Consider the following 24,303-nt stretch of genomic DNA (forward strand, 5'->3'; position numbering starts at 1 on the left):
CGATGATGACCGATTCCCTGCATATCGTGAAGCTTTGCGTCGGCGCAGAGGCGGTCGATGACCTGATCCGCTGGCAGAAGGAGCGGTATCCCGCCGGCAATCCGGTGCATGTCACGCGCATGTGGCCGAAGCGGGAGGCGGAGATCCTCTCGGGCGGTTCGCTCTATTGGGTGTTCAAGGGGCTGATCCTCGCCCGGCAGCGCCTGCTGGGGTTCGAGGAGCGCGATCACGGAGACGGTATCCGGCGCTGCGGCTTCGTGCTGGAGCGCGACGTGGTCCTGACCCATCCCATGCCCCGGCGCCCGTTTCAGGGCTGGCGCTACCTTGCCGCCACCGACGCGCCACAGGACCTGCCCAAAGGGCGGGAGAGCGAGGATCTTCCCCCCGCGCTCGCCGCCATGCTGGATGAGATCGGCCTCCGCTAGACGCCGATCCGGGCAGACAGCTGGGCCAGAGCACTGCGCTCCGCCTCTGTCAAAGATGCGGTGCGGGACAGGAACAGCGTCGCTTCCGACCGGTGGACAAGACCATCCGACAGGATCTTGAGGTGGTTGGCACGCAATGTCTCACCGGTGGACGTGATATCCGCGATCGCCTCCGCCGTCAGGTTCTTCACCGTGCCCTCCGTCGCGCCCTGGCTATCCACGAGCTGGTAATCGGCGACGCCATTGTCGCGCAGGAACTCCCGCACCAGCCGGTGATATTTGGTCGCGATGCGAAGCCGGTGCCCGTGGCGCGCCCGAAAATCAGAGGCCACGGCGTCAAGATCATCCAGACAATCCACATCGACCCAGAGCGCCGGAACCGCGATCACCAGATCGGCGAAGCCGAAACCCAGCGGGGCCAGCACCTCTGCCCTCTGCTGCCAGTCCACGATCTTCTCGCGCACCAGATCGGATCCGGTAACGCCGAGATGGATGCGGCCTGCCTGAAGCTCCCTCGGGATTTCCCCGGCGGAGAGCAGGACCAGCTCCACGCCCTCAACCCCCGCGACATGCCCGGAATACTCCCTGTCGGATCCCGCGCGCATCAGCCTCACGCCGCGCGAGCCGAACCATTCGAAGGTCTTTTCCATCAGGCGGCCCTTGGAGGGCACGCCGAGCTTCACCGCCATTCGCCCGCCTCCTTCAGTTCCGCCAGCACACCCGGCCGGATGATGCCGCCGACTGCGGGGATCGACTGCCCAAGGCCCAGCCGGGATGTCATCGCGTCATAGCGCCCCCCGGTTGCCACCGGCGGAAGATCAGGCCGGCCCTCGGCGTAGAAGCCAAAGACGAAGCCATCGTAGTATTCCAGCGTGGTGCGCCCGAAGCTCGCCTCGAAATCCAGCCGGTCCACGTCGATCCCGTGCGCGACGAGCGCATCCAGCCGGAGCGACATCCGCTCCACCGCCGGAAATAGCCCTGGCATATCCACGGAGAGATCTTCCAGACGGCTGAGCGCGGCGGGCGCGGTATCCCGCAGCCCGATCAGCTCATCCAGTATCTCTGCCTGCACGGCGGGGATCGGCGGGGTGTCGGCCTCCTCCACCAGATGGCGCACGCGCGCGGCGACCTCCTCATCGCTGCGAAGGCCGACAGCGGTGCCGGCCTCCCAAAGGAGCCGTTCCACAGGGGTTGCGGCCAGCCCGTGAAGCATCCGCTTGCGGGCATCGGTGGGCTTCGTGCGACCGGAATACTGGTCAAGCAGGGCGCGGAACCGCCGGGGCCGCCAGATGTGATGATGCAGCCGCGCCTTGCGCGCCTCCGACGTCTCCAGCGCATTCACCGCCGCCAGCAGCAGGCCCATGTCACCCGTTGCGGCACGCAGGCCGAGCGGAGCCAGTATCTCTGCGAACAGCGCAAACACTTCGGCATCCGCCGCGGGAATATCATCACGCGCGAAAAGCTCGTAGCCCACCTGGAAATACTCGCTGGCGCGTGCGCCGCGATGCTCCTGACGGCGAAATACCTCACCGAAATAGGTGTAGCGGGCCGGTTCTGCCCCCTGTGCCATATGCATCTGCACGACAGGCACAGTGAAGTCCGGGCGCAGCATCTGCTCCCCCCGGAGCGGATCGGATGTCACATAGGCGCGGGCGCGGATATCCTCGCCATACAGGTCGAGCAGCGTTTCGGCGGGCTGCAGGATATCCGTCTCCACCGGCAGGGCGCCGGCCAGCAGGAATCGTGAGAAGATCGCCTCGCCCTCGCCCCGTGCGGCGGCCTTGCGCGGCATCAGTACCGCCCGAGGATGCTGCGCACCCCCTGCACCAGCTCGCTCCGCGGCAGTTCGATCTGCGCGGGCTGGGATTTCCACTCCTCAAGGCTCGCCTCGGCGGCGATCTTGGCGCCCAGATACAGGTCCTTGAGCTGCACGACGCCCCGCGCGCGCTCATCCGACCCCTGAATCACCGCGACGGGCGAATTGCGTTTATCGGCGTATTTGAGCTGGTTGCCGAAGTTCTTCGGATTGCCCAGATAGACCTCCGCCCGGATCCCGGCACTCCGCAGCTCCGCAACCATCGCCTGGCAGTCCGCCAGCCGCTCGCGGTCCATGACGGTGACGATGACCGGCCCGATGGTTTCACCGCCGAGCCGCCCCTTCGCCCGCAGCGCAGCCAACAGACGGTCCACCCCGATGGAAACGCCGGTCGCGGGCACCGTCTGGCCGGTGAAACGCTTCACCAGATCATCATAGCGCCCGCCGCCCGCGACCGAACCGAACTGACGCGGACGGCCCTTTTCATCAAGGATCTCGAAGGTCAGCTCCGCCTCGAACACCGGGCCGGTGTAGTAGCCAAGGCCGCGGACCACCGCCGGGTCGATCAGCACTCGGTCGGCTCCATAGCCCTGCGCATCCAGAAGCTCCGCGATCTGTTCAAGCTCGCCCACGCCCTCCAGACCGATGGCCGAGGTGCCGACCAGCTCCCGCAGCCGGGCCACGGTTTCCGCGCCGCTGTCGCGCCGCGCGGCCATGAAGCCCATGACCACATCGGCCTGCTCCGTCCCCAGACCCGCGCCCTTGGTGAAATCACCGGATTCGTCGCGCCGCCCCTCGCCCAGCAGGGCGCGGACACCCGCCTCGCCCAGCCGGTCGATCTTGTCGATGGCCCGCAAGACGATGCCGCGCTCGGAGGCGAAGCGATCAGGGTCGGCGGGATCGAGCACGCCCGCAACCTCGATCACCCCGTTCAGCACCTTCCGGTCGTTCACGCGCACAACATAATCGCCGCGCGGAATGCCGAGGGTTTCCAGCGTGTCGGAGAGCATCGCGCAGATCTCCGCATCCGCGGCCACGCTGGCGGAACCCACCGTATCGGCATCGCACTGATAGAACTGGCGGAAGCGGCCCGGCCCGGGCTTTTCGTTCCGCCAGACCGGACCCATGGCGTAGCGGCGATAGGGAGAGGGCAGGTCGTTGCGGAACTGCGCAGCCACGCGGGCCAGCGGTGCCGTCATGTCATAGCGGAGCGCGAGCCAGTCGCCCTCGTCCTGCCAGGCAAAGACGCCATCGTTCGGCCGGTCCACATCGGGAAGAAACTTGCCGAGCGCCTCCACCGTTTCCACCGCCGGGGTTTCCAGCGGATCGAAGCCGAAGAGATGATACACCTCGGCAATCCGGTCGAGCATGGTCTTGCGTTCGGTGACCTCTGCGCCGAAATAGTCCCGGAAGCCGCGGGGGTTCTCCGCCTTGGGCCGGCGGGTCCCCTTGGCCTGGCTGCCCTTGTCCTTCGCCATCGGTGTGCCTCGTGGTTGACGGGCGTCGTCTAGCGGATGGACCCGTGCGGGGCAAGGCAATGCGGCTTTCCGGCCCGAAAGGACATGATTATGGATGACCGCCTTACCCGAGCGGAGGAACAGATCGCCCACCTCACCCGTACGGTGGAAGATCTGTCGGACGTGATGAGTGCTCAGTCCCGTGATGTCACCCGCCTGACGCGGCTCGTATCCCTCCTGATGGAGCGGGAGGCGGAGCGCGAGATGCAGGCCGGGGGCACGATCCCGCTCGCAGACCAGAAGCCGCCGCATTACTGAAAGCCTTGCTTTCACCGGATGAAACCAGACCCCGGCCGCCGCCCCTTGCCAGGCAGCGGCTGCCAAGGTGTGCCCGTACAGGATCGGCCGCAGCATGTTGCGTCTGTCGGAGCGCCCGGGTCAGGCCCGCACCGCCTTCAGGCGGCGCAGGCCCGCGTCATACGACGTGCAGACCGGACGCCCGCTGGCCGCCTCACGCCACCTTCAGGACGATCTTGCCGATATGGGCTGAGCTTTCCATCCGCTCATGCGCCTTCGATGCCTGTTCAAGCGGAAAGACCGAATCCATCACCGGCGCGACACGGCCCGCCGATAGTAACGGCCAGACCGACGCCTCAAGCCCCTGCGCGATTCGCGCTTTGTTGAGATCGGAAAGCGGCCGGAGCGTCGATCCGGTGACGGACAGCCGCCGCCGCATCGGCAGGCCTAAGTTCACCTCCGCCGTCGGACCGGAGAGGAACGCGATCTGCACCAGCCTGCCATCCTCCGCCAGGGCGCGCAGGTTGCGGGGGATATAGTCGCCCCCCACCATGTCGAGGATCAGATCCGCCCCGCCCTCGCCCTTGAGCACGGCGACGAAATCCTCCTCCCGGTAGTTGATCGCCCTCTCCGCACCCAGAGCACGGCAGGCGTCGCACTTTTCCTTGCTCCCCGCCGTGGCAAAGACCCGCGCGCCAAAGGCATGGGCAAGCTGGATGGCCGTCGTGCCGATGCCGGAGGATCCGCCGTGGACAAGGAACCGCTCGCCTGCCTTCAGCTTTCCCCGGCCAAAGACATTGGTCCAGACGGTGAAGAATGTCTCGCAGAGCGCGGCGGCGGCGGCAGGATCAAGTCCCTCCGGCACGGGTAGCGCCTGACCCCAATGGGTCACGACGTAATCCGCGTAGCCGCCGCCGGGGGTCAACGCGACGACGGCATCACCCGCCTTCCAGCGCTGCGCTCCCGGCCCGACGGCAACGACATGGCCCGATACCTCCAGCCCCGGCAGATCGGAGGCGGTGGGCGGCGGCGCGTAGTTCCCGGCACGTTGCAGGGCATCAGGACGGTTCACACCCGCATAATCCACGCGAATCAGGATCTCTCCATACCCCGGTTGCGGAATCGGACGCTCCACCAGGCGCAGAACTTCCGGCCCGCCGGGCCGAGATATCTCTACAGCACGCATGGAACGGCTCATTGTGCCGTCCTCCCAAGCGGGCCGGGCGCCGTTCGGGATCGACGCCCGGGCAGTCCGTCCCTCCGGCACCGGTCGGGAGAAGGCACCTGCCGTGCGAGCCAGTCGGGGCCGCTCATCAGCAGATTGAAGCCGGGCGTCTTGCGCAGGAAAGCCTTGGTTTTCTCGATCCGCATGACCCCGTCGATCCGGCGCTCCAGAAATGCCGCCGTGGCGCTGCTGTCGGGTGTTTCGTCGCCGAGCCAGTAAAGCACTGTCGCGCCGAAGACCCCGGAAAGGCTGGCGCGTTTCGTGTACCAGTTCAGATCGTCCGCCGTGTCGCCGAGCGCTGTCCAGATCGCATCCGCCGTCTCCCAGACCAGCCGGGATCCCTCTGCCGCGTGCTGGGGCAGCGAAAAGAGCGTCATGCCGCGGCGCACGGCCTCCCGGTCGCCTGCGCGTTCGAGGCGCAGCATGACGGCCTTTGCAACGCGCTCGCGGAAGCGCAGGGCAGAAAGGTCGCTTGTCGCCAGCGCCTCTGCCATGCGTCTGTCGCCAAGGACGTGGAAAGCGTGGGCAAGGTCGATTGCACCGCGCGGCGCGGCCATACGCGCGAGCGTCGGATCGACTCCCGAATCATCCACGGCCGCCTTGTAGGTGACGGCGGTCCAGCCATCGAAGACGACATGCGGCAGCGCCGCGTCCAGAAGGCGTTCACGGATCTCTTCCATAGAGTGAGCTGAACCGGAAGAAGTCTCGGTCATGGCAATTCCCCTTTTCCTTGCGAGGCGCGGTAGACAACCCCTCTGCCCCCTGATATGGAGCGGCGTCCTGCACCTGACAGAAACCCTAGACCAGAAAGGTGGTGACAACCACATGCAGGTAAGCGTTCGCGATAACAACGTCGAACAGGCCATGCGCGCTCTGAAGAAGAAACTTCAGCGCGAGGGCGTGTTCCGTGAGATGAAGCTCAAGCAGCACTTCGAGAAGCCTTCCGTCAAGAAGGCCCGCGAGCAAGCCGAGGCCGTTCGCCGGTCGCGTAAACTGGCTCGCAAGAAGGCGCAGCGCGAGGGTCTCCTCTGAGCCTCTGACGCGACGGGTAACCTCATGGTTGCCGAACCCCCGCTGCTTCTTGCGCGGGGGTTTTCTTTTGCGCAGGCAACGCCATTGCCAGAGCAGGAACGCCTCTGCGACGGGAGCCTTTCCCTGAGCGGGGATGGCGCGGGTCATCCCCATATGCCGGGCCCGTATGAAGGCGTATGCCGGGCAGTGACCCAGGGGGCCAATCGGCCCTGCTACCTTCCGTTGGCCAGGACAGGGAGCTCCCATGAATGCCGATCGCGTGCCGCAGTTCGAAACAGGATTACCAATTATCTCGATCGGTATCGAACCGGGTGATCGCCCGGTGATCGTCGGGGCGCGAGTTGCCCACGCCGGCGATCGGCCGGAGGTGCCTATACGGGAATCGCCGTGGTGCGAAAGACGGTGCGCAGCGCAAAGGAGGAATGCATCTGTGAGACTCCCGGCAGCTTCGCCAGATATTGCCTGTGTATCCGGGCAAAGTCCTCCGTATCGGAGGCCACGACCTTCAGCAGATAGTCCGCGGACCCCGCCATCAGGTGACATTCGAGAATATCGGGGACGCGCGCAACCTCGCGTTCAAAGGCTTCCAGCACCTCATCCGCCTGACCGGAGAGGGTGATCTCGACAAAGACCGTCGTGGGCACCCCCATGCGGCGCTCGTCCAGCAATGCGACATAGTCCCGGATATAGCCTTCCTGCTCCAGCCGCTGCACACGACGGTGACAGGCGGAAGCAGATAGGTTCACACGCTCCGACAGATCGGAGTTTGAGATCCTCCCCTCCTTCTGCAGGACGATGAGAATTCGACGGTCCGTCGCATCAAGTTCCATTCAGCGCAAACTTCTTCGAAAAGGAGCGGAAAATCCGGTAGAGCCTACCAATATTTCCGCCCCCGACGAAGAGGTTATTGCATCAGACGGCAGGGCGATTTTTCAGTTCGTCGCGGATTTCGGTGAGAAGCTTGATCTCCGGCGGATCTTCGGCCTTCTCTTCCTTGTCCTTGCCATCCAGATGCGCGAATCTGCGTGCCGTGTTCACACCCTTGACGATCAGGAACACGACCCAGGCGATGATGAGGAAGTTGATCACCGCCATGATGAACTTGCCGTAAGCGAATTGCGCGGCATTCGGTCCCTCGCCCAGGGCGATCGACAGTCCCGAGAAGTCCAGTCCACCGGTGAAGAGGGAGATGATGGGGTTGATGAGATCCGCAACCACGGAATTGACGATAGATGTGAATGCGGCACCGATGATGATACCAACAGCAAGGTCGAGCACGTTGCCGCGCGCGATGAAGTCCCGGAATTCCTTCAGCATTCTCTGCTCCAATCGGATGGTCGGCGGAAAGGGGGCCGCCGGTGCCTGCGAAAGAAGTTGAACCCCTCGTGTTGTTTGTCAACACTCGCATCAAGAACCACATATCTCTCTCACAATCCGTTGCGGGGACGACAGATGACAGGATATGCCAAGACAGCGCTTCTGATGGCCGCCATGACGGCGGTTTTCATGGGCGTCGGATATCTGCTGGGCGGACAAGGCGGCATGATCTTCGCGCTGATCTTCGCGGCGCTGACAAACGTCTTCACCTGGTGGAATTCAGACAAGATGGTGCTGAAGGCCTATTCGGCCCAGCCCGTGGATCCGAGCGCCGCGCCTGAATTCTATCATATGGTGGAAGGGCTTGTCGCGCGAGCCGGTCTGCCCATGCCGAAGCTCTACATCCTGCCCAACGACCAGCCGAATGCCTTTGCCACGGGCCGCAACCCGGAGAATGCCGCGGTCGCCGTCACCACCGGCCTCCTGCGGGCGCTGACGATGGAAGAGGTGGCGGGCGTCGTCGCGCATGAGCTGGCCCATGTGAAACACCGCGACACGCTCATCATGACGGTGACGGCAACCTTTGCCGGGGCGATTTCCATGCTGGGCAACTTTGCGCTGTTCATGCCGCGTGATCGCAACAGCTCCGCGGGCCCACTCGGCGGCCTGATCGCCATGATCGTGGCCCCTATGGCGGCGGCCGTGGTGCAGATGGCAATCAGCCGGACGCGGGAGTATGAAGCGGACCGAACAGGCGCGGAGATCTGTGGCCAGCCGCTCTGGCTCGCCTCTGCCCTTCAGAAGATCGAGGGCTATGCCAGCCGGATCGACAACGTCCCGGCGGAGCGCAATCCGGCCACGGCGCCACTGTTCATCATCAATCCCCTGCATGCCTTTCAGCGCGACAAGTTGTTTTCCACCCACCCCTCCACCGCGAACCGGGTTGCCGCCCTCAGGGAGATGGCATCACGTATGGGAAATGCGCCAGCGCCAAGACCTGCGCCGCCGCAGGCGAGACCTGCATCCGATGCTGGCCCCTATGCTGGAACCGATACTGGCCCCGATACTGGACTGAGCAGCAGCCGCATCCCGCGGTCTGGCGCGAAACGGCCACCCGGAGGAAACTGGCCGAGCTGACTTGAGCGACACCCGCCACGCAATGCATGAAATGCCTGCTGCGGGTGCAAAATAACTGCTTCGCGGTTGCCGAAACGGGGGGTCGCCCTAGTTTCCCCTTATGCAGATCAGTCAGACGCCACCCCCGGTCACGGACCGGGACTCCCTCTCTGACCCGGTTGCCGCTGCGGAAGCCACGTTGAGGTCGCTTCCCGCCGTTTCAGACCGCTGGGCCATGTTCCTGGACATTGACGGGACGTTGGTTGATCTTGCCGACAGCCCTGACAGTATCGTGGTGGAGGAGGAACTCCCCGCCCGCCTCACCCGCCTTTCCAGCCTGCTGGGCGGAGCGCTCGCGCTGGTCACCGGGCGAGCGCTGCTGCGGGCAGAGGCCATGTTCGCGCCGGCCAGTCTGCCGATCGCCGGCCTGCACGGGGCAGAATTACGGGGCGCGGATCAGCCGCCGCCGCCACACGCCTATATTGCCGCCAAGGCCGAGGCCGCCCGCTTTGCCGAAAGCCACTCCGGCGTGTTGTTTGAGGACAAGGGCCTCGCCTTTGCGCTGCACTATCGGGCGCTCCCCGAGGCGGAAGCTGAAGTCCGACGCGAGATGGCGGCGGCGCTGGCGACTGCGGGCGATGCCTTTCAGCTCCAGTCCGGCAAGATGGTTGTCGAGTTGCGCCCCGCCTCCGGCGACAAGGGTACTGCGGTCGCCGCGTTCCTCGCGCAGCCCGCATTCCAGGGCCGGCTGCCGATCGCCATCGGAGACGACCTAACGGATGAGGCGATGTTCCGCTTGGTGGCGGAGAGGGGCGGACGCGGTATCCGTATAGGACAGACATTGGAGGCCAGCGCGGCGACGGAGCGGCTCCCCTCGCCCGCGGCACTTCGCGCCCTGCTGGCGGAGATCGCCCCATGAGCAGGCTCGTTGTCGTTTCAAATCGCGTACCGCTCCCCGACAAGCATGGGAATCCGCCGCCGGGTGGGCTTGCAGTCGCCGTTCACGCCGCGCTGCGCGATCAGGGCGGCATCTGGATGGGATGGTCGGGACGGGCGGTCGCGGATACCGAAGATGTCCGCGTCACCGTTCGCGAACAGGGTCGTATCGCCTATTCGCTGATGGACCTGACGGAAACCGACGTCGAGGAATACTATAACGGCTTTGCCAACCGGGTCCTGTGGCCGATCTTTCACGGCAGGGTCGATCTGGCGGAATATGCCCGTCGGGAAATGGCGGGTTACTTCCGGGTGAACCGGCTCTTTGCCGATCAGCTCGTGCCCATGCTCCGCCCGGACGACACGATCTGGGTGCATGACTATCACCTCATCCCGCTGGCGGAGGAGTTGCGGCAGCGCGGGGTCAAGAACCGGATCGGCTTTTTCCTCCACATCCCCTGGCCGCCGGCCGATATTCTTTTTGCCATGCCGGTCTATGAGGCGGTGCTTTCCGGGCTTTCCGCCTATGACTTGGTGGGCTTCCAGACCGATTACGATATGGACAATTTCATAGGCTGCCTGCAGCGCGAGGGCAGCGGCAGCCTTCTCGGTGACGGAGAAGCGGTGGCCTACGGCCGGCAGTTCCGCGTGGGCGCCTTTCCCATCGGCATGGAGACGGAGGAGTTCGCCAATCTCTCGCGCGCTTCCGTGGGCAAGCCGGGGGTGCGCGACCTGCTCCGCAGTCTGCATGGCCGGCGGCTCATCATCGGGGTGGACCGGCTGGACTATTCCAAGGGGATCCCCAACCGCATCGACGCCTATGAGCGGTTCCTGAAGCGTCATCCGGATTTCCGGGGGGAGGTGACCTTTCTTCAGGTCACGCCGAAGTCCCGTTCCGACGTGCCGGAATACCGAACCATGCAGGAGGCGGTCGCGGCGCAGGCGGGGCGCGTGAACGGCGACAATGGCGCAGTGGACTGGACGCCGATACGTTACATAAACCAGTCGCTGAAACGTCCGGTGCTGGCGGGTCTCTACCGGGTGGCGCAGGTGGGATTCGTAACGCCCCTGAAGGACGGGATGAATCTGGTCGCCAAGGAATATGTGGCCGCGCAGGATCCGGCGGATCCCGGCGTGCTTGTCCTCTCACGCTTCGCCGGCGCGGCACGGGAGATGGTGGAGGCTCTGCTTATCAATCCGTATGATATAGATGCCACCGCCAATGCTCTGGCCCGCGCGCTCTCCATGCCGCTGGAGGAGCGCACGGAACGCTGGAGCGCCATGATGGACAGGCTCCGCGCCTATGATGTGCATCACTGGTGCCGCGACTATCTCGGCACACTCGCAAAGGTCGAACGGCCTTCCGGGGCGGCGTTGCCGCAGGATGCCCCGGAAACCGCCAATCCGGCCTGACGCGATCAGGCCAGCGCGCCCGCATTGGCGTGAAGATGCGCCACGAGATCCGGGGGGAGCTTCAATCGTGCCGCCAGCATGGCAAGATAGCCCTTCTCCGCCGCGCCTTCCGGATCGACAGAAAGCAAAGAGGCCGCATAGATTTCTGCCGCCTCCGCCTCGTTGGCGGCAAGGGCCGCGATCCGCCCGACGTCGAGAGGGGCCGCCAGTTCTTCGGTCACGACCTGTGCAGCGCCATCGTCATAGCCCCGCTCCTTCAAGGCGGCGGTGATCCGCGCGCGCTCCGTAGGAGTGACTTCCCCGTCCGCCTTGGCAGCGGCGACCATGGCGCGCGCCAACTTCTCCGCCAATTCCTCGGGATCATCGGGCATGAAATCGGTCCCTCGCGGGGAAGGCAATGCCTCCAGCGCCGCGGCCGATTGCAGTTGCGTTGCCGAGCCATCAGCGCTGGCCGGTGCCCTGCCTGCCTGCCAGTCATTATAGGCCTTGTAGGCAAGCGTGCCGATCGCTGCAGCGACCGCCCCCTTGGCCAGCCCCTTGCCACCCAGAAGGGCTCCGGCAAGGCCACCTGCGGCCGCGCCCTTGGCGAAAGAGCCCTGATCGCCGACGAGGCCGCCCAGCATCTCCGACAGGCCGCCAGAACGGCCGGAAGATGTCGTTGCCCCTCCGCCCGTCAGGCTGGAGAGCAGATCCCCCAGACCTCCGCTGCCCCCGGAAGTTGCCCCGGCGCCGGCATTCTGCCCACCAGCCGGGCTGCGACTCATCCCGGTATCACCGGCGAGCTGGCCCAAAAGGCTGTCGAACATGGATTTTATCGAGGTCTGCTGCAACTGAACCTCCTGTCTAAGATTGCCGGCAGAAGGGTGGCACAATCTTCTGAAAGCGCAAGCTTTGGCGGTGAACTTGTCGCAGAAGAAGCAAAAAACTTCCATCGGCTAATTCCCGACAAAACTCGTTTGACATTCCCGACTGTTTCGCTCAGTTTCATCATCAGTCCTAGCCGCCCGAACAGGTCAGCCCGGAATAGACCCTCCGTCGGAGTACGGAAAATGAAACCTGAGATCCTGTTCTGGCCGGATCACCGGCAAATTCGGGAAGGCGCGCCTTCCACTCCGCTGGGGGAGCTGTACCGGCTCCTGCTTCTTGCCTTTGGGGGCGGACGCCCACTTGACCAGGTTCTCGACAGATTTGAGAGGATGCCATGAATGCCACCGTCTCCCGCACGCTGACGCTGCAGGACTCCATCCCCGTCCACGACGCACACCTGCTGACCTCCGGGGGCGTGCAGGCGCGCATCGTCCTTGATGGACAGGTCTATTCCCTGAGGATCACCAAGGCGGGCAAGCTCATCCTCACCAAGTGATCGGAAAGCCGGCGTCCCCCTCCCGGAAACATGCCGGATAGGCGCAGACAGGCTCCTGTCTGTATAGCGCCTTCAGAAGCCCTGCGATCCGTCTCCTCGGAGATCGTGGGGCTTCTTGCGTTTGCCGAGCTTGACAAGAGGCCGTGGCTTGCTGCTAACCGGTCACTTCGGATGCGTGTCGCGCTCGAAGGAGCCTCTCATGACAAAGCTGCCCTCTCCTTGTCTCAGCGTCTGCAAATTCCGCCGCGCGGGACATTGCATCGCCTGCTCGATGACCAAGGAGCAGAAGTCTCTGTTCAAGAAGCTCAAGAAAGAAAAACACCAGCAAGGTTTCCTGACCATGCTGGTGCATCAGCAGCGCGACCTTGGCAAATTTCCTGCCTGGGGACGCGCCTATGCTCGCAAATGCGGGAAGAAGGGCATCGAGATGCCCACCCTTCCCGGGCTTTGACTCATTCGAGGTGGGATTGAAGCATCCACGCGAATTTCTCGTGGACGCGCCCCCGCTCGATGGCCAGATCCTGCGTCAGCAGGTCGCCATGGCTTTCGGAAATCGAGGCAACGCCCGCAAGCGTTTCCGTCACCGTCCGCTCTGCGTTCAGCAGAATACGGATCATATCCTCGGCGCTGGCATGCCCGTCATGCTCATCGACCTTGGAGCGCTTGACCATATCGGCCAGACGGCCTTCGGCATGGGCACCGATGGCGCGGACACGCTCGGCCAGATCATCCTGACCCTCGAAGTGATCTTCATAAATCTTCTGGAAAAGCTGGTGCAGCGGCCCGAAGGACATCCCCTTGACGTTCCAGTGGAAATTCTGTGCGAGCATCGTGGTGACGACAGTCTCCGCGACGGCCTGGTTCAGGGCGTCAGCTATGGCGGCCTGCGCACTTTCGCTCAGGTTGGCAGCCGTTTGCGACATGTTCTCATTCCTTTCGAGTTGCGAATCAATGGCTGGCATCCGCTTGCCATGACCCTCAATTTAGAATGATTTTAAATTGTGTCCAGCCCTTCGGCGAGACCTTTCGCCAGATAGGCAATCTGGCGACGGTAGGGCTTGCGCACCTGCGACGCGATGAGAAAGGTCGTGCTGTCGCCATCCCCATGCCGGACAGCCTCCACCAACCGCAGGAGCCAGCTTTCATCGAAGGAGCGCTCTCTGGCGCCGGGGAACAGGAAATTCAATGGCTTGCCGGTCGCCTGGGGTAAGGCCCGCAGCAGGGCCTCAGCAAAAGCTTGCGCGGCTTCCACCCGATCCATGGCAAGGAGGGCGCAGGCAGAGAAGACATCGATCCGGCGCGCAGCGCGACACCGGAGGGAAAGCAGCCTCAGCCGGTTCAGCGCTGCGGTCAACTGAACATCGCGCTCCTCAGCCTGAGGAGCGGCAACGTCAGGTGCGTGAAGAAGAGCTGCGACGGCCATGAGACTCGCGTTCCATTCCAAGATGGTTGACTGATACAGTCAACATAACCGCGAGTAAAGAAAAACGAGGCTCTTTGCCTGACAAAACCGTGCACCGGAGCTAGCTTCTAGGCCTAGCCCGATGGCTCGACCAGCAAGGAAGAGAATCGCCCATGGCACGCCTTGCAACCGTTGTATATCGCGCCGGAGAGTCACCGGACGATGTCATTCGCTCCGCTTTAGACAGCATCCCCGGGGTGCGGGGCTATGTACAGGCACGGCGGGAGGATGGCGGGTTGGCGCTGCTGGATCTGACGGATGGGGCATTGGTGCCTCTGGGTGGCCCTGCCGGCAGCGGATGCAGGCTCGATCCCGCGGCGCTCGATCAGGCAGCGGCGGGGTTGGCAGCACACCTTGACCCAGCGCCATTTCTTGTGGTGCTCAATCGCTTCGGTGACAGCGAGGCCGCTGGTTTCGGCTTCCGCCCTGTGCTGGAAGCTGCGGTAGAAGCTGGAATACCGGTTCTGCTCGCCGTGGCGGATACGCGGCTGGCGCTCTGGCTTGCTTACGCGGGTGAGATGGGTGAAACGCTCCCCTGCTCCAGAGAGGCGGTGTCAGACTGGGCAGCAACGTTTGAAAAGAAGAGTTGCAGGTAGGCGTTCAGCAGGCGATCGGCATCAGGTTGGTGCGATGGCGGCCCATTTCCTCGATCCGCTCACGATAAGCGTTGAGATAGAGGCGCCAGACATTCGCCGCCTCATCGGCATCGCCCGCTTCGGCACGACGGATCAGCTTCATTTTGGTTCCGACACCGGCCTCATAACGGCCTGCGACGTCTTCCTCGGCAAAACGGGTTGCATTCGCCCGGTTTTCCAGATGGCGCGTCATGACTTCGTCGAGAATCTCGCCGAAGACCTCCGTGATGCCGTTGCCGGAATGCTTGACGAGTGTCCGGCGAAACTCATCGTCCAGCTCATTGTAGGCCACGGCGACTTCCGCGGGATTGTTCCGGGAGATCGCTGCCCGTTGTTCGACCATGCAGGCACGCAGCGCCTCTATGGCATCGAAGTTCCGCGCCTTGACGATGTGGTGAACGGCAGCGGGCTCCGTCTGGAGACGATAATCCATCACCTCCCCCAAAGTCATGCGCTGCATCTGGAAATAAAACCCGATCTGGCGTGCAATCGGCTCGATGGTCGGCCGGAGAACGCGCGTCCCTCCCCGCGGCCCGCGCTCGACCGTGAGCAGCCCCTCCGCCTCCAGTACACGGATGGCCTCACGGTAGGTGGGGCGGGAGATATTGTGCTGCTCCATCAACTCTACCTCACCGGGAAGGAGCGAGTTGGCCGGGAACTCACCAGAAGCAATGGCGAGCCGGAGCGTATCCGCAAGTGCCTCTGCCTTGCTCGCGGAACGTCTCGTTGTCTTCGCCATCTTACTCTCCACAAAGTTGTTTCGTACCCAAAACATCCTTCTCAAAGTTGAATATAAAATCAATGCTAATTTCTTCAAGAACAGGAACTTAAAAAGAAAAGGTAAGATATTCTCACCAAATTCTAGAATGCTTGATTAAAAAACAGGCTGGAGAAACATGAGAAAGAAATTTTCTATACGAAAATGTTTTCGTCGCCTCCGGCGGATGTCGCGCAAATTTGATCGATAAGCAACCCAAAACTTGCGCTTGACCGGGAACACGGCCCCTTCCGCTGCGTTATGGGCGGTTAGTCTCCATGGCAGATAGGTAGAAGATGGCACCCCGTCCCTTCTGGAAAGGCTACCTGAAGCTCTCCCTCGTCACATGCCCGGTCGCCATGACTCCCGCGACGAGCGAGGCTGACAAGCTGCGCTTCAACACGGTGAACGCAAAGACGGGAAACCCCACGCTAAGCCGCTATGTCGATGAAAAGACGGGAAAAGAAGTTCCAGAGAAGGATCAGGTGAAGGGCTATCCGAAGGGCGAGGATGATTATGTCCTGCTGGAGGATGCCGAGATCGAATCGGTTGCGCTGGACAGCACGCACACCATTTCCATTGACCGTTTCGTGCCGTCGGAGAATGTGGGCTGGGTCTGGCTGGATACCCCCCACTATCTGCTCCCCGATGACAAGGTGGCGGAGGAGGCCTATGCCGTGATCCGCGCCGCGATGGAGGCCACCGGCACCTATGGGCTGTCGCGGCTGGTGCTCTATCGGCGGGAGCGGCCGGTTCTCCTGGTGCCGAAGGGCAAGGGGATCATGCTCTGGACGCTCCGTTACGGCGATGAGGTGCGCGATCCCAGCGAGTACTTTGAACAGAAACCGGAGACGCCGGACAGCGATCTTCTTAAGATGATCACCAAACTCATCGATACGCGGAAGACCGATTGGACCCCGGAGATCGTTCATGACCCCGTTCAGGCGCGTTTGTTGGAAATGATTGAAGCCAAGCGCAAGCCGGCGCGCAAGACCCGGAAACCTGCTTCTCCCCCGAGCGAGCCGGAGGAGGAAGGCAAGGTCATCGACATCATGGATGCGCTGAAACGTTCGCTCTCCGGCGGGAAGAAGCGCTGATCAGAAGACCTGCCGCTGATGCAGGAGCGCCATCGCTTCTTCCGCCGTTTCGACATAGCTGAAGATCGACAGATCGTTTTCCGCGATCGTGCCCACGTCAACCAGCGCCTGCCAGTTGATGACACGATCCCAGAAGTCCCGCCCGAAGAGCAGGATCGGAATACGCTGCATCCGCCCGGTCTGGATCAGCGTCAGGCATTCCATGAGTTCGTCCAGCGTGCCAAAACCGCCAGGAAAGACGCAGACAGCCCGCGCCCGCATCAGGAAATGCATCTTGCGGATCGCGAAATAGTGGAAATTGAAGCACAGGTCCGGCGTGACGAACGGGTTCGGCGCCTGTTCATGCGGTAGCACGATATTGAGGCCGATGGACTGGCCGCCCGCCTCCGACGCACCTTCGTTGCCCGCTTGCATGATACCCGGGCCGCCGCCCGTCATGACCACCGATTCATGACCGTAGGTCTTGAGGCTCTCCTCGGTGATCTGCCGCGACAGATCGCGCGCGACATCATACCAGCCGGCAAGCGCCGCCGCCGGCCCCGCCTCCCCTTCACGGGGGATCCGCGCGCTGCCCATCAGCACGATGGTCGAGCGGATGCCCCGCTCCGCCAGAATCATCTCTGGCTTCAGGAGTTCGAGCTGCAGCCGCACCGGCCGCAGCTCCTCCCGCACGAGGAAATCGGTATCGGTAAAGGCCAAGCGGTAGGCAGGCGCACGCGTCTGCGGCGTGTCGGGCGTCTCCTCCACCGCCCGGGCATCCTGACGGCTGTCCCGGAACGGGTGCTGACGATCCGTTCCATCTATCCTGTGGGGGGTGTCCGGATCTTGCGTCATGGCCCGTCCTTTCGGCTGCGTTGCGTGCCTGCCGTGGGCGGTCTATAGGCTTGGCCCCGGTCGAGCCATAGAAATCGGAGCATCATCCCCATGTCGAATGCCGCGCTTGAAACCGCCATCGAAGCCGCCTGGGAGGCGCGCGACGGCATCACTCCCGCCACGAGGGGCGAACAGCGCGACGCGATCGAAGCGACGCTGGAAGCACTGGACAAGGGACATCTGCGGGTCGCGGAGCGGCAGGCCGACGGCAAATGGCATGTGAACCAATGGGCGAAGAAGGCCGTTCTGCTGGGCTTCCGGCTGCGCGACATGGAAATGCAGTCGGGCGGGCCGCAGGGCGGCGGCTGGTGGGACAAGGTGGATTCCAAGTTCAACGGCTGGCAGGAAGCGGAGTGGAAGGCCGCGGGTTTCCGCGCCGTGCCGAACTGCATCGTGCGGCGCTCCGCCTTTGTCGCGCCCGGCGTGGTGCTGATGCCCTCCTTCGTCAACCTCGGGGCCTATGTCGATTCGGGCACGATGGTGGATACCTGGGCGACCGTTGGTTCCTGCGCCCAGATCGGCAAGAACGTGCATCTCTCCGGCGGCGTCGGCATCGGCGGCGTTCTGGAGCCGATGCAGGCCGGCCCCACGATCATCGAGGACAACTGCTTCATCGGTGCCCGCTCTGAAGTGGTGGAAGGCGTGATCGTCCGCGAAGGCTCGGTGCTCGGCATGGGCGTTTTCATCGGGCAGTCCACCAAGATCGTCGACCGCGAAACGGGCGAGGTGATGTATGGCGAGGTTCCGGCGGGTTCCGTCGTGGTCTCGGGCTCCCTTCCCTCGAAGAACGGCGTCAATCTCTATTGCGCGGTGATCGTGAAGCGCGTGGATGCCAAGACCCGCTCCAAGACGTCGATCAACGAACTGCTGCGGGACTGATCTGCCGCTTGCATGTGAGCCCCTCCCGCCTTCGACGCGGGAGGAGGTGTCGCATGGGGGATATGGGGTGGCGTCCATCGCTGAGACCACTGGGGTGAAGACGGCTCTCCAGCGTCTAGCGTCGCGCTACCGGCCTCTCCCACCGACAGACGGAGACCAATGTCTGCCGGGCGCAAAGCTCCGCAGACACCGGACGACGGCCAGGTCATTGCCCCGCTGCAAACCCTGTCGAGGCAGGCGCCATGCCGGTGAAGGCGGAGAAGGCATGTCCCGGCCCGAGTCCGACGATGTTCCAGCGTCAGGGCTGGTTCGCCGAGGTTCAACGGCGCGTCGGTGATCCAGGTGTCCTCGACAGCGGATCAGCTTGCTAAAACCAGGTCTTGCCAGGTCTTGGAGGCGCAATTCGCAGCAGAGGAGGAGCGGCGTCGCCTCCCTGCTCGCTATGCGTGATTCGCCGCTAAAGGGTGACGTCTCGGAAGATGGCTCGTCGCACGGTCGCTTGGCTCACTTAAGGATTGCCCGAGAGCGGTATTCCGACAAGCGACGCTCCCTCCTGGGCGACGGAATCAAGCGCTGTACCTCCGTTGCCTTGGAAAGCCCGCTTTCCCCGCCGCCGTTGCCGCCGGCGGACGCCCCGATTACGGCTGGCGGAACAGATCGGCGTCTGGATCCTCTATCCCTTCGATCCGGCCGCGCACGATATCCGCGGCGATGACAGAAAAGGTGATGCCGTTACCGCCGAAGCCCATCACCACATGCACCCGCTCCGCGCCCGGCGCACGGTCGATGATCGGCAGCCCGGTAGTGGTGTTTCCGAAAGGCGCGGACCAGGCGTAAGCTGGCTCGCCGATGTCGATTCCCGTCAGATCGGCGAGTTTCTCCACGATCCGCCGCGCTTTCCTCTGTGCCTTCACGGGGTCTGCGAAGGCGGTGGCGCTTTCCTCGTCCTCGCCCCCCACAATGATCCGCCCGCTGCTCGCGGTCCGGAAATAGAGATACGGGTCGGAGGCCTCCCAGACCAGAAAGCCGTCCAGCCAGTCAGGCCGCGCCATGTCCGGTTGAGAGGCGAGCGCCCAGGTGGAGATGATCCGATGAGCCGGGCTTTCCATGACCTTCAGGAATTCGTAACCCGTGCAGAAGACCACATGCCCCGCCGTCAGAATGCGCCCCTCCGAGGTAGCGAGGATCACGGTCTCTCCCCGCTCTTCGACATCCGTCACCTCGACCGGCGAGACCAGTTCCGCCCCCCGCGCCATGGCCGCGCGCAGCAGGCCCGCCGTCATCTGCGCCGGATTGGCGGAGGCGGAGAAGTCGGACACGATGGCGCCAGTACGGCTGAGGCCGAAGCGCTCCTGAAGCAGGGTCGCGTTCAAATACTCCGCCGCAACTCCTGCGTCATGCCGGGTCTGCGTCTCCATCTGCAGGGCGCGCGACCCATATTCGTCACCGGCAAGGTAAAGGGCCTGTTTTGCCGTCATGGCGCAGTCGATCCCCAACCGCTCCACGCGGAGACGCAGATCTTCCACGGCGCGCGCGGAGCGCCGCCATGCCCGCGCCGCCCTTTCTGCCCCGATCTTGCGGGCCAGCACGTGAAGCGGCACGTCGATCTCATGCTGGATCATCGCCGTGCTGGCGAGTGTGCTGCCCTCGACCGGGTCGCGACGATCGAGGATCAGCACACGCCGCACCCCGTCCGCCAGCGATTCCGCCACCAGCGCCCCGCTGATCCCGCTGCCGATGACGATCACGTCATAGTGCCGGCTCGAAGGCTCCCGCGTGGCGGGCGCCTTGCGGTGCGGCGTTGCCGCCCAGAACGGCCGGTCGCGGTGGAGCGGGCGTTGTTCGGTAGGTGCATCGCCGCCCGGGGAGGGGGAGTGCTCGGTCTGTCCGTCATCCACGGTGTTTCTCCTGTGCGAACCGCTCCGCCCGAACGCCCGTTCCCGCGCCCGGTTCCTCTGCGGCAGCAAGGCAATGGTTGTGTCCGGGCACTGCTGTGCCTATTGCGGGAAATGTCGCTGGAGCAGCCATCCCGGTGCCACCTGAAACGTGAGGGGTAGAGATGTCCGATACGGAAAAGCAGAAGCGCCCTCAGCAAGTCTATATGCTGGTGGTGGAGGTAGGACGCCGTCCGGGCGACGGCCTGCCGGAGGGTTCATCGGGCGCGGGGCTGATCGTCTATGCCAGCGGGGTGGACGAGGCGGAAGCCGTGCGCGAGACGGTCGCCGTGCTCCGGCAAGCGGAGATGGCGCCACTCGATGTCTCCGGCTATGGCACGCTGGATGAACGCCTCGCCGCCGGGCAGGACGTGCCCGCCGAGGAGCGCGCCCTTATGGAGCGGGCGCTGGCGGAGAACGCGGTCGTCATCGCACAGCTTGAGCCCTATTTCGACAAGGGTTGAACGCGCAAGTCGGCAGAGATCCTCTCGACTCGCCGGGCAAAGCAGGGCCGGGCAAAGCAGAAACGACCGCTTCGCCGCCGCCCCGAAGGCAGCGGCCGGGTCTCCACCAGAGCCTCGCGAGGATCAGGGCACCGTATAGCCTCCGTCTACCAGATGGTAGCTGCCGGTGATGAACGAGGCACGATCCGAGAGCAGGAAGCAGGTCAGCGCCGCCACTTCCTCCGGACGGCCAAGCCGCCCCATCGGATGCAGGGAGATGAGGTGGTCATGGGTGGCCTTGTCCATATGGGTCAGCAGCGGCGTCTCGATATAGCCGGGACCGACCGCGTTCACACGGATGCCGCGCGTTGCATAGTCTAGCGCAGCAGTCTTGGTCAGGCCGATAACGCCATGTTTCGCTGCCACATAATCCGGGTTTCCTTCCGTGCCGACCGAGCTGAGGATGGAGCCCATGTTGACGATCGCGCCGCCCCCTGCCCGCTCGATGGCCGGCAGCTGATGGCGGAGGCTGTAGAACACGCTGTTGAGGTTCACGTCGATCACGCGCCGCCAGATATCCACGTCATATTCACCGAGCGGAGCGGGGTGCTGGCCGCTGATCCCGGCATTGTTGACGGCAAGATGCAGCGCGCCGAATTCGGCCTCGGCAAAGGCGACCATGGCGCGAACGGCCTCCGCATCCGTCACATCGACACGGAAAGCCTTGCCGCCAACCTCTGACGCGAGCGTTGCGGCACGGTCCTCGTCCATGTCGGCGACGACGACCTTTGCCCCGCCCGCAGCAAGTTCCCGCACCACCGCCGCGCCGATACCGGAAGCGCCCCCGGTGACTATGGCAACCTTGCCGTCGAACTCCGTACCTTTGGCGTCAGCCATGACACGTCTCCTTTCAGGATGTCTGCGCCCGAAACATAGAGCTTTGGCACGTCATCGCCGCATTCATGCCGAAGTGACGCAGCGGAGCGTGACGTTGATCCGCCCGCCCTGCGGCAGAAGCGTGGAGGAACCGAAGCGGATCCTGTCGATCCCGTGATAGGCCAGCCGCGCCTCCCCTCCCATCACCACGACATCGCCGGACCGGAGCCAGACCGACTCCGTGCGCTCCTCCCGCGTCGTGCCGCCCATGCGGAACAACGCTTCGTCGCCAAGCGAAAGGGAGACGACCGGGAAGCGGAAATCGCCCTCATCCTTGTCCTGGTGCAGGCCCATGCGTGCCGATTCCCCGTAGAAGTTGACAAGGCAACTGTCCGGCATCCGCCCTGTGCCCGAGACCGCGCGCCAGACGGCGAGGATGCCGTCGGGAATCGCGGGCCATGCTTCCCCCGTGCCCGGATGCAGCGGCTCGTAGCGATAGCCGCGCCGGTCCGTCACCCAGCCCAGCCGCCCGGCAGACGTCATCTGCACCGACATGGGCTTGCCCCAGGCCGTCACGGGCCGCAGGAAGGGTGCCTCTCCCGCGACGGCACGAAGGTCCGCCACCATCGCCTCCTGGCTCGTCCGGTCCAGAAAGTCACGGTGGAGCAGGAAGCCCCGGATCGCGACCGGGGGGACGATCGGCGGCGCGTCGGACGCGGCTTTACCCGGCGGCGGCGGCGGATCAGACCCCTGCTTCTGCTCCGATGACCGAATGGATGACGGGTCGCGTTTCGGCATTTGTTCCTCCCCCACGAAGCCCATGATACAGCTCGGCCCTGTCGCGCGTTTTGCCGCGAGTTTGCCGGGCGCTCCGCTTGCAGCGCTATTTCACCCTCCTTATATACCGCTTGAGCCGTCGGGAGGGTATCTCCCGGCGAACCACTGGGATCGGGGAGCGGAGGCCGAAGTCCGGCTCCGAACTCCAATAATCGCCGAAGGAAGAGGTAAATACATGGCCAAAGTCATCGGGATCGACCTCGGGACAACCAACAGCTGCGTCGCCATCATGGACGGGTCGCAGCCCCGGGTGATCGAGAACTCCGAAGGCGCGCGGACGACCCCGTCGATCGTCGCCTTCACCGACACCGAACGCCTCGTGGGACAGGCCGCCAAGCGGCAGGCCGTCACCAACCCCGCCAATACCGTTTTCGCTGTGAAGCGCCTGATCGGTCGCCGCGTTACCGACGCGGAAGTCGAAAAGGATCGCAAGCTCGTCCCCTACAACATCGTGGACGGCGGCAATGGCGACGCATGGGTCGAGGTGCATGGCGAGAAATACTCGCCCTCGCAAATCTCCGCCTTTATCCTGCAGAAGATGAAGGAAACCGCCGAGTCGTATCTTGGCGAAACGGTCACGCAGGCCGTCATCACCGTGCCGGCCTATTTCAACGACGCTCAGCGTCAGGCGACCAAGGACGCGGGCAAGATCGCGGGCCTTGAGGTGCTGCGCATCATCAACGAACCCACGGCGGCCGCTCTGGCCTATGGGCTCGACAAGAAGGAAACGAAGACCATCGCCGTCTATGACCTTGGCGGCGGCACCTTCGACATCACGATCCTTGAGATCGACGACGGTCTGTTCGAGGTGAAATCGACCAACGGGGACACGTTCCTCGGCGGCGAGGACTTCGACATGCGCATCGTGAGCTACCTCGCCGAGGAGTTCAAGAAAGAGCATGGCGTCGATCTGACCAAGGACAAGATGGCACTTCAGCGGCTGAAGGAAGCCGCGGAGAAAGCCAAGATCGAGCTGTCCTCCAGCCAGCAGACCGAGATCAACCAGCCGTTCATCTCGATGGACAAGAACACCGGCACGCCGCTCCACATGGTCATGAAACTGACCCGTGCGAAGCTCGAGTCGCTGGTGGATGATCTCATCAAGAAGTCCATGAAGCCCTGCGCCGACGCGCTGAAGGATGCCGGCGTCTCCAAGGGCGACATCGACGAGGTGGTCCTGGTCGGCGGTATGACCCGGATGCCGAAGGTCGTGGAGGAAGTGACCAAGTTCTTCGGCAAGGAGCCGCACAAGGGTGTGAACCCGGACGAAGTCGTGGCGCTCGGCGCGGCCATTCAGGCCGGCGTTCTGCAAGGCGACGTGAAGGATGTGGTCCTGCTCGACGTGACTCCGCTGAGCCTGGGCATCGAGACGCTGGGCGGCGTATTCACCCGGCTCATCGACCGCAACACCACGATCCCGACCAAGAAGTCGCAGATCTTCTCCACCGCCGAGGACAACCAGTCGGCCGTGACGATCCGCGTCTTCCAGGGCGAGCGGGAAATGGCGGCGGACAACAAGATCCTCGGCCAGTTCAATCTGGAGCAGATCCCTCCCGCGCCGCGCGGCATGCCGCAGATCGAGGTGACCTTCGATATCGACGCCAACGGCATCGTGAGCGTGTCCGCGAAGGACAAAGGCACCGGCAAGGAGCAGAAGATCACCATCCAGGCATCCGGCGGTCTGTCGGATGACGAGATCCAGAAGATGGTGCGCGATGCTGAGGCGAATGCCGAATCGGACAAGAAGCGCAAGGAACTCGTCGAGGCCAAGAACCAGGCGGAGGGGCTGATCCACTCCACCCGGAAGTCGCTCGAAGATCATGGCGACAAGGTCGACGGCTCCACCGTGGAGGCGATCGAACTGGCCATTGGCGCGCTGGAAGAGTCGCTCAAGACCGAAGATGCCGGCAAGATCAAGGGCGGTATCCACAACCTGACCGACGCTGCGATGAAACTGGGCGAGGCGATCTACAAGGCCAGCCAGGAAGAAGCGGCGGAGAAGGAAGAAGGCCCCGCCGGGACGCGCGATGATGATGACATCGTCGATGCGGACTTCGAGGATCTGGGCAACAACAAGCGCTCGTAACGGGCGCGGAATGCGGAAAGGCCCGGC

28 protein-coding genes are annotated in these 24,303 nt (G+C 63.8%); 13 read left to right on the forward strand and 15 right to left on the reverse strand.

From position 1 onward, the window contains the following. Positions 1–5: 5 nt before the first annotated feature. Positions 6–425, forward strand: a complete 420-nt coding sequence (locus CN97_RS07590; RefSeq protein WP_035709277.1) for a DUF1489 family protein — start codon at positions 6–8, stop codon at positions 423–425. Here the strand turns inward: CN97_RS07590 and hisG are convergent. The 3 genes from hisG to hisS are packed head-to-tail and all read right to left on the reverse strand — an operon-like array spanning position 422 to position 3,719. Next, complete coding sequence (gene hisG / locus CN97_RS07595; RefSeq protein WP_035709280.1) at positions 422–1,114, reverse strand: ATP phosphoribosyltransferase; 693 nt, start codon at positions 1,112–1,114, stop codon at positions 422–424. The genes CN97_RS07590 and hisG overlap by 4 nt on opposite strands. After that, positions 1,105–2,217, reverse strand: coding sequence for an ATP phosphoribosyltransferase regulatory subunit (locus CN97_RS07600; RefSeq protein ID WP_035709281.1), 1,113 nt, complete (start codon positions 2,215–2,217; stop codon positions 1,105–1,107). Before CN97_RS07600 ends, hisG begins: the two co-directional genes overlap by 10 nt. Further along, positions 2,217–3,719, reverse strand: coding sequence for a histidine--tRNA ligase (gene hisS / locus CN97_RS07605; protein ID WP_035709284.1), 1,503 nt, complete (start codon positions 3,717–3,719; stop codon positions 2,217–2,219). Before hisS ends, CN97_RS07600 begins: the two co-directional genes overlap by 1 nt. Before the next feature lie 90 nt (positions 3,720–3,809). Between hisS and CN97_RS07610 the strand changes: the two genes are divergently transcribed. Beyond that, positions 3,810–4,016 (forward strand): SlyX family protein, encoded by a 207-nt coding sequence (locus CN97_RS07610; protein WP_035709594.1) that lies wholly within the window; start codon positions 3,810–3,812, stop codon positions 4,014–4,016. A gap of 193 nt (positions 4,017–4,209) precedes the next feature. Here the strand turns inward: CN97_RS07610 and CN97_RS07615 are convergent, their stop codons facing one another. After that, complete coding sequence (locus CN97_RS07615; protein ID WP_035709287.1) at positions 4,210–5,193, reverse strand: NAD(P)H-quinone oxidoreductase; 984 nt, start codon at positions 5,191–5,193, stop codon at positions 4,210–4,212. Beyond that, positions 5,190–5,933: a COQ9 family protein gene (locus tag CN97_RS07620; RefSeq protein ID WP_035709290.1), complete on the reverse strand. Its 744-nt coding sequence runs from the start codon at positions 5,931–5,933 to the stop codon at positions 5,190–5,192. Before CN97_RS07620 ends, CN97_RS07615 begins: the two co-directional genes overlap by 4 nt. 112 nt (positions 5,934–6,045) lie before the next feature. On the opposite strand from CN97_RS07620, the gene rpsU reads away from it, so the two are divergent. After that, positions 6,046–6,252 (forward strand): 30S ribosomal protein S21, encoded by a 207-nt coding sequence (gene rpsU, locus CN97_RS20185; protein ID WP_084684048.1) that lies wholly within the window; start codon positions 6,046–6,048, stop codon positions 6,250–6,252. Between the two features lie 371 nt (positions 6,253–6,623). Here rpsU and CN97_RS07630 read toward each other — a convergent pair whose 3' ends face one another. Both CN97_RS07630 and mscL read right to left on the reverse strand, forming a co-directional pair. Further along, positions 6,624–7,082, reverse strand: coding sequence for an Lrp/AsnC family transcriptional regulator (locus tag CN97_RS07630; RefSeq protein ID WP_035709296.1), 459 nt, complete (start codon positions 7,080–7,082; stop codon positions 6,624–6,626). An 82-nt stretch (positions 7,083–7,164) separates the two neighbouring features. After that, positions 7,165–7,569 carry a large-conductance mechanosensitive channel protein MscL gene (mscL, locus tag CN97_RS07635; protein ID WP_035709299.1) on the reverse strand — a complete coding sequence of 135 codons (405 nt, stop codon included), beginning with the start codon at positions 7,567–7,569 and terminating at the stop codon, positions 7,165–7,167. A gap of 135 nt (positions 7,570–7,704) precedes the next feature. Between mscL and htpX the strand changes: the two genes are divergently transcribed. The 3 genes from htpX to otsA all read left to right on the forward strand — a co-directional run bounded on the left by htpX (position 7,705) and on the right by otsA (position 11,034). Then, positions 7,705–8,706, forward strand: a complete 1,002-nt coding sequence (htpX, locus tag CN97_RS07640) for a zinc metalloprotease HtpX (RefSeq protein WP_084684032.1) — start codon at positions 7,705–7,707, stop codon at positions 8,704–8,706. Positions 8,707–8,884: 178 nt separating this feature from the next. Then, positions 8,885–9,604 (forward strand): trehalose-phosphatase, encoded by a 720-nt coding sequence (otsB, locus tag CN97_RS07645; protein WP_035709598.1) that lies wholly within the window; start codon positions 8,885–8,887, stop codon positions 9,602–9,604. Next, the gene (gene otsA / locus CN97_RS07650) at positions 9,601–11,034 is read left to right on the forward strand and encodes an alpha,alpha-trehalose-phosphate synthase (UDP-forming) (protein WP_035709302.1); all 1,434 of its coding nucleotides are present in this window, start codon (positions 9,601–9,603) and stop codon (positions 11,032–11,034) included. The genes otsB and otsA overlap by 4 nt, the downstream gene beginning before the upstream one ends. A gap of 5 nt (positions 11,035–11,039) precedes the next feature. Here otsA and CN97_RS07655 read toward each other — a convergent pair whose 3' ends face one another. Then, positions 11,040–11,864 (reverse strand): DUF533 domain-containing protein, encoded by an 825-nt coding sequence (locus tag CN97_RS07655; RefSeq protein WP_051911044.1) that lies wholly within the window; start codon positions 11,862–11,864, stop codon positions 11,040–11,042. A 371-nt stretch (positions 11,865–12,235) separates the two neighbouring features. Between CN97_RS07655 and hemP the strand changes: the two genes are divergently transcribed. Then, positions 12,236–12,397, forward strand: a complete 162-nt coding sequence (gene hemP / locus CN97_RS20190) for a hemin uptake protein HemP (RefSeq protein WP_084684034.1) — start codon at positions 12,236–12,238, stop codon at positions 12,395–12,397. Positions 12,398–12,596: 199 nt separating this feature from the next. Then, positions 12,597–12,848 (forward strand): DUF1289 domain-containing protein, encoded by a 252-nt coding sequence (locus CN97_RS07660; protein WP_035709304.1) that lies wholly within the window; start codon positions 12,597–12,599, stop codon positions 12,846–12,848. A gap of 1 nt (position 12,849) precedes the next feature. On the opposite strand, the gene CN97_RS07665 is transcribed toward CN97_RS07660, so the two are convergent. After that, entirely contained in the window at positions 12,850–13,320 is a 471-nt protein-coding gene (locus CN97_RS07665; RefSeq protein ID WP_035709307.1) for a Dps family protein, read from the reverse strand. A gap of 71 nt (positions 13,321–13,391) precedes the next feature. Then, a complete protein-coding gene (locus tag CN97_RS07670) occupies positions 13,392–13,820 on the reverse strand; it encodes a hypothetical protein (protein WP_051911045.1) in 429 nt (142 codons plus the stop codon). A gap of 152 nt (positions 13,821–13,972) precedes the next feature. Here CN97_RS07670 and CN97_RS07675 point away from each other — a divergent pair, with 152 nt between their 5' ends. Then, complete coding sequence (locus tag CN97_RS07675) at positions 13,973–14,455, forward strand: DUF2478 domain-containing protein (protein WP_051911046.1); 483 nt, start codon at positions 13,973–13,975, stop codon at positions 14,453–14,455. Positions 14,456–14,459: 4 nt separating this feature from the next. Here the strand turns inward: CN97_RS07675 and CN97_RS19810 are convergent, their stop codons facing one another. Beyond that, positions 14,460–15,233 (reverse strand): FadR/GntR family transcriptional regulator, encoded by a 774-nt coding sequence (locus tag CN97_RS19810; RefSeq protein ID WP_051911047.1) that lies wholly within the window; start codon positions 15,231–15,233, stop codon positions 14,460–14,462. Positions 15,234–15,547: 314 nt separating this feature from the next. Here CN97_RS19810 and ku point away from each other — a divergent pair, with 314 nt between their 5' ends. Continuing rightward, positions 15,548–16,348 (forward strand): non-homologous end joining protein Ku, encoded by an 801-nt coding sequence (gene ku / locus CN97_RS07685; RefSeq protein WP_035709310.1) that lies wholly within the window; start codon positions 15,548–15,550, stop codon positions 16,346–16,348. On the opposite strand, the gene CN97_RS07690 is transcribed toward ku, so the two are convergent. Beyond that, positions 16,349–17,182 carry an LOG family protein gene (locus tag CN97_RS07690; protein WP_051911048.1) on the reverse strand — a complete coding sequence of 278 codons (834 nt, stop codon included), beginning with the start codon at positions 17,180–17,182 and terminating at the stop codon, positions 16,349–16,351. Between the two features lie 90 nt (positions 17,183–17,272). Between CN97_RS07690 and dapD the strand changes: the two genes are divergently transcribed. Further along, the gene (gene dapD, locus CN97_RS07695) at positions 17,273–18,100 is read left to right on the forward strand and encodes a 2,3,4,5-tetrahydropyridine-2,6-dicarboxylate N-succinyltransferase (RefSeq protein ID WP_035709313.1); all 828 of its coding nucleotides are present in this window, start codon (positions 17,273–17,275) and stop codon (positions 18,098–18,100) included. Between the two features lie 638 nt (positions 18,101–18,738). Here the strand turns inward: dapD and CN97_RS07700 are convergent. Continuing rightward, positions 18,739–19,998 (reverse strand): NAD(P)/FAD-dependent oxidoreductase, encoded by a 1,260-nt coding sequence (locus CN97_RS07700; protein ID WP_051911049.1) that lies wholly within the window; start codon positions 19,996–19,998, stop codon positions 18,739–18,741. Between the two features lie 161 nt (positions 19,999–20,159). Here CN97_RS07700 and CN97_RS07705 point away from each other — a divergent pair, with 161 nt between their 5' ends. Then, on the forward strand, positions 20,160–20,498 hold the full coding sequence (locus CN97_RS07705) for a hypothetical protein (RefSeq protein ID WP_035709317.1): 339 nt from the start codon (positions 20,160–20,162) through the stop codon (positions 20,496–20,498). A gap of 123 nt (positions 20,499–20,621) precedes the next feature. Here CN97_RS07705 and CN97_RS07710 read toward each other — a convergent pair whose 3' ends face one another. Together CN97_RS07710 and CN97_RS07715 are read right to left on the reverse strand one after the other, a co-directional pair. Next, positions 20,622–21,374 (reverse strand): SDR family NAD(P)-dependent oxidoreductase, encoded by a 753-nt coding sequence (locus CN97_RS07710; protein WP_035709320.1) that lies wholly within the window; start codon positions 21,372–21,374, stop codon positions 20,622–20,624. Positions 21,375–21,437: 63 nt separating this feature from the next. Continuing rightward, positions 21,438–22,151, reverse strand: coding sequence for an alpha-ketoglutarate-dependent dioxygenase AlkB family protein (locus CN97_RS07715; protein ID WP_084684036.1), 714 nt, complete (start codon positions 22,149–22,151; stop codon positions 21,438–21,440). A gap of 214 nt (positions 22,152–22,365) precedes the next feature. On the opposite strand from CN97_RS07715, the gene dnaK reads away from it, so the two are divergent. Then, positions 22,366–24,276 carry a molecular chaperone DnaK gene (gene dnaK, locus CN97_RS07720; protein ID WP_035709323.1) on the forward strand — a complete coding sequence of 637 codons (1,911 nt, stop codon included), beginning with the start codon at positions 22,366–22,368 and terminating at the stop codon, positions 24,274–24,276. The last annotated feature ends 27 nt before the right edge of the window (positions 24,277–24,303 follow it).

Origin of the sequence: Haematobacter massiliensis (assembly GCF_000740795.1) — a bacterium.
Lineage (GTDB): Bacteria > Pseudomonadota > Alphaproteobacteria > Rhodobacterales > Rhodobacteraceae > Haematobacter > Haematobacter massiliensis.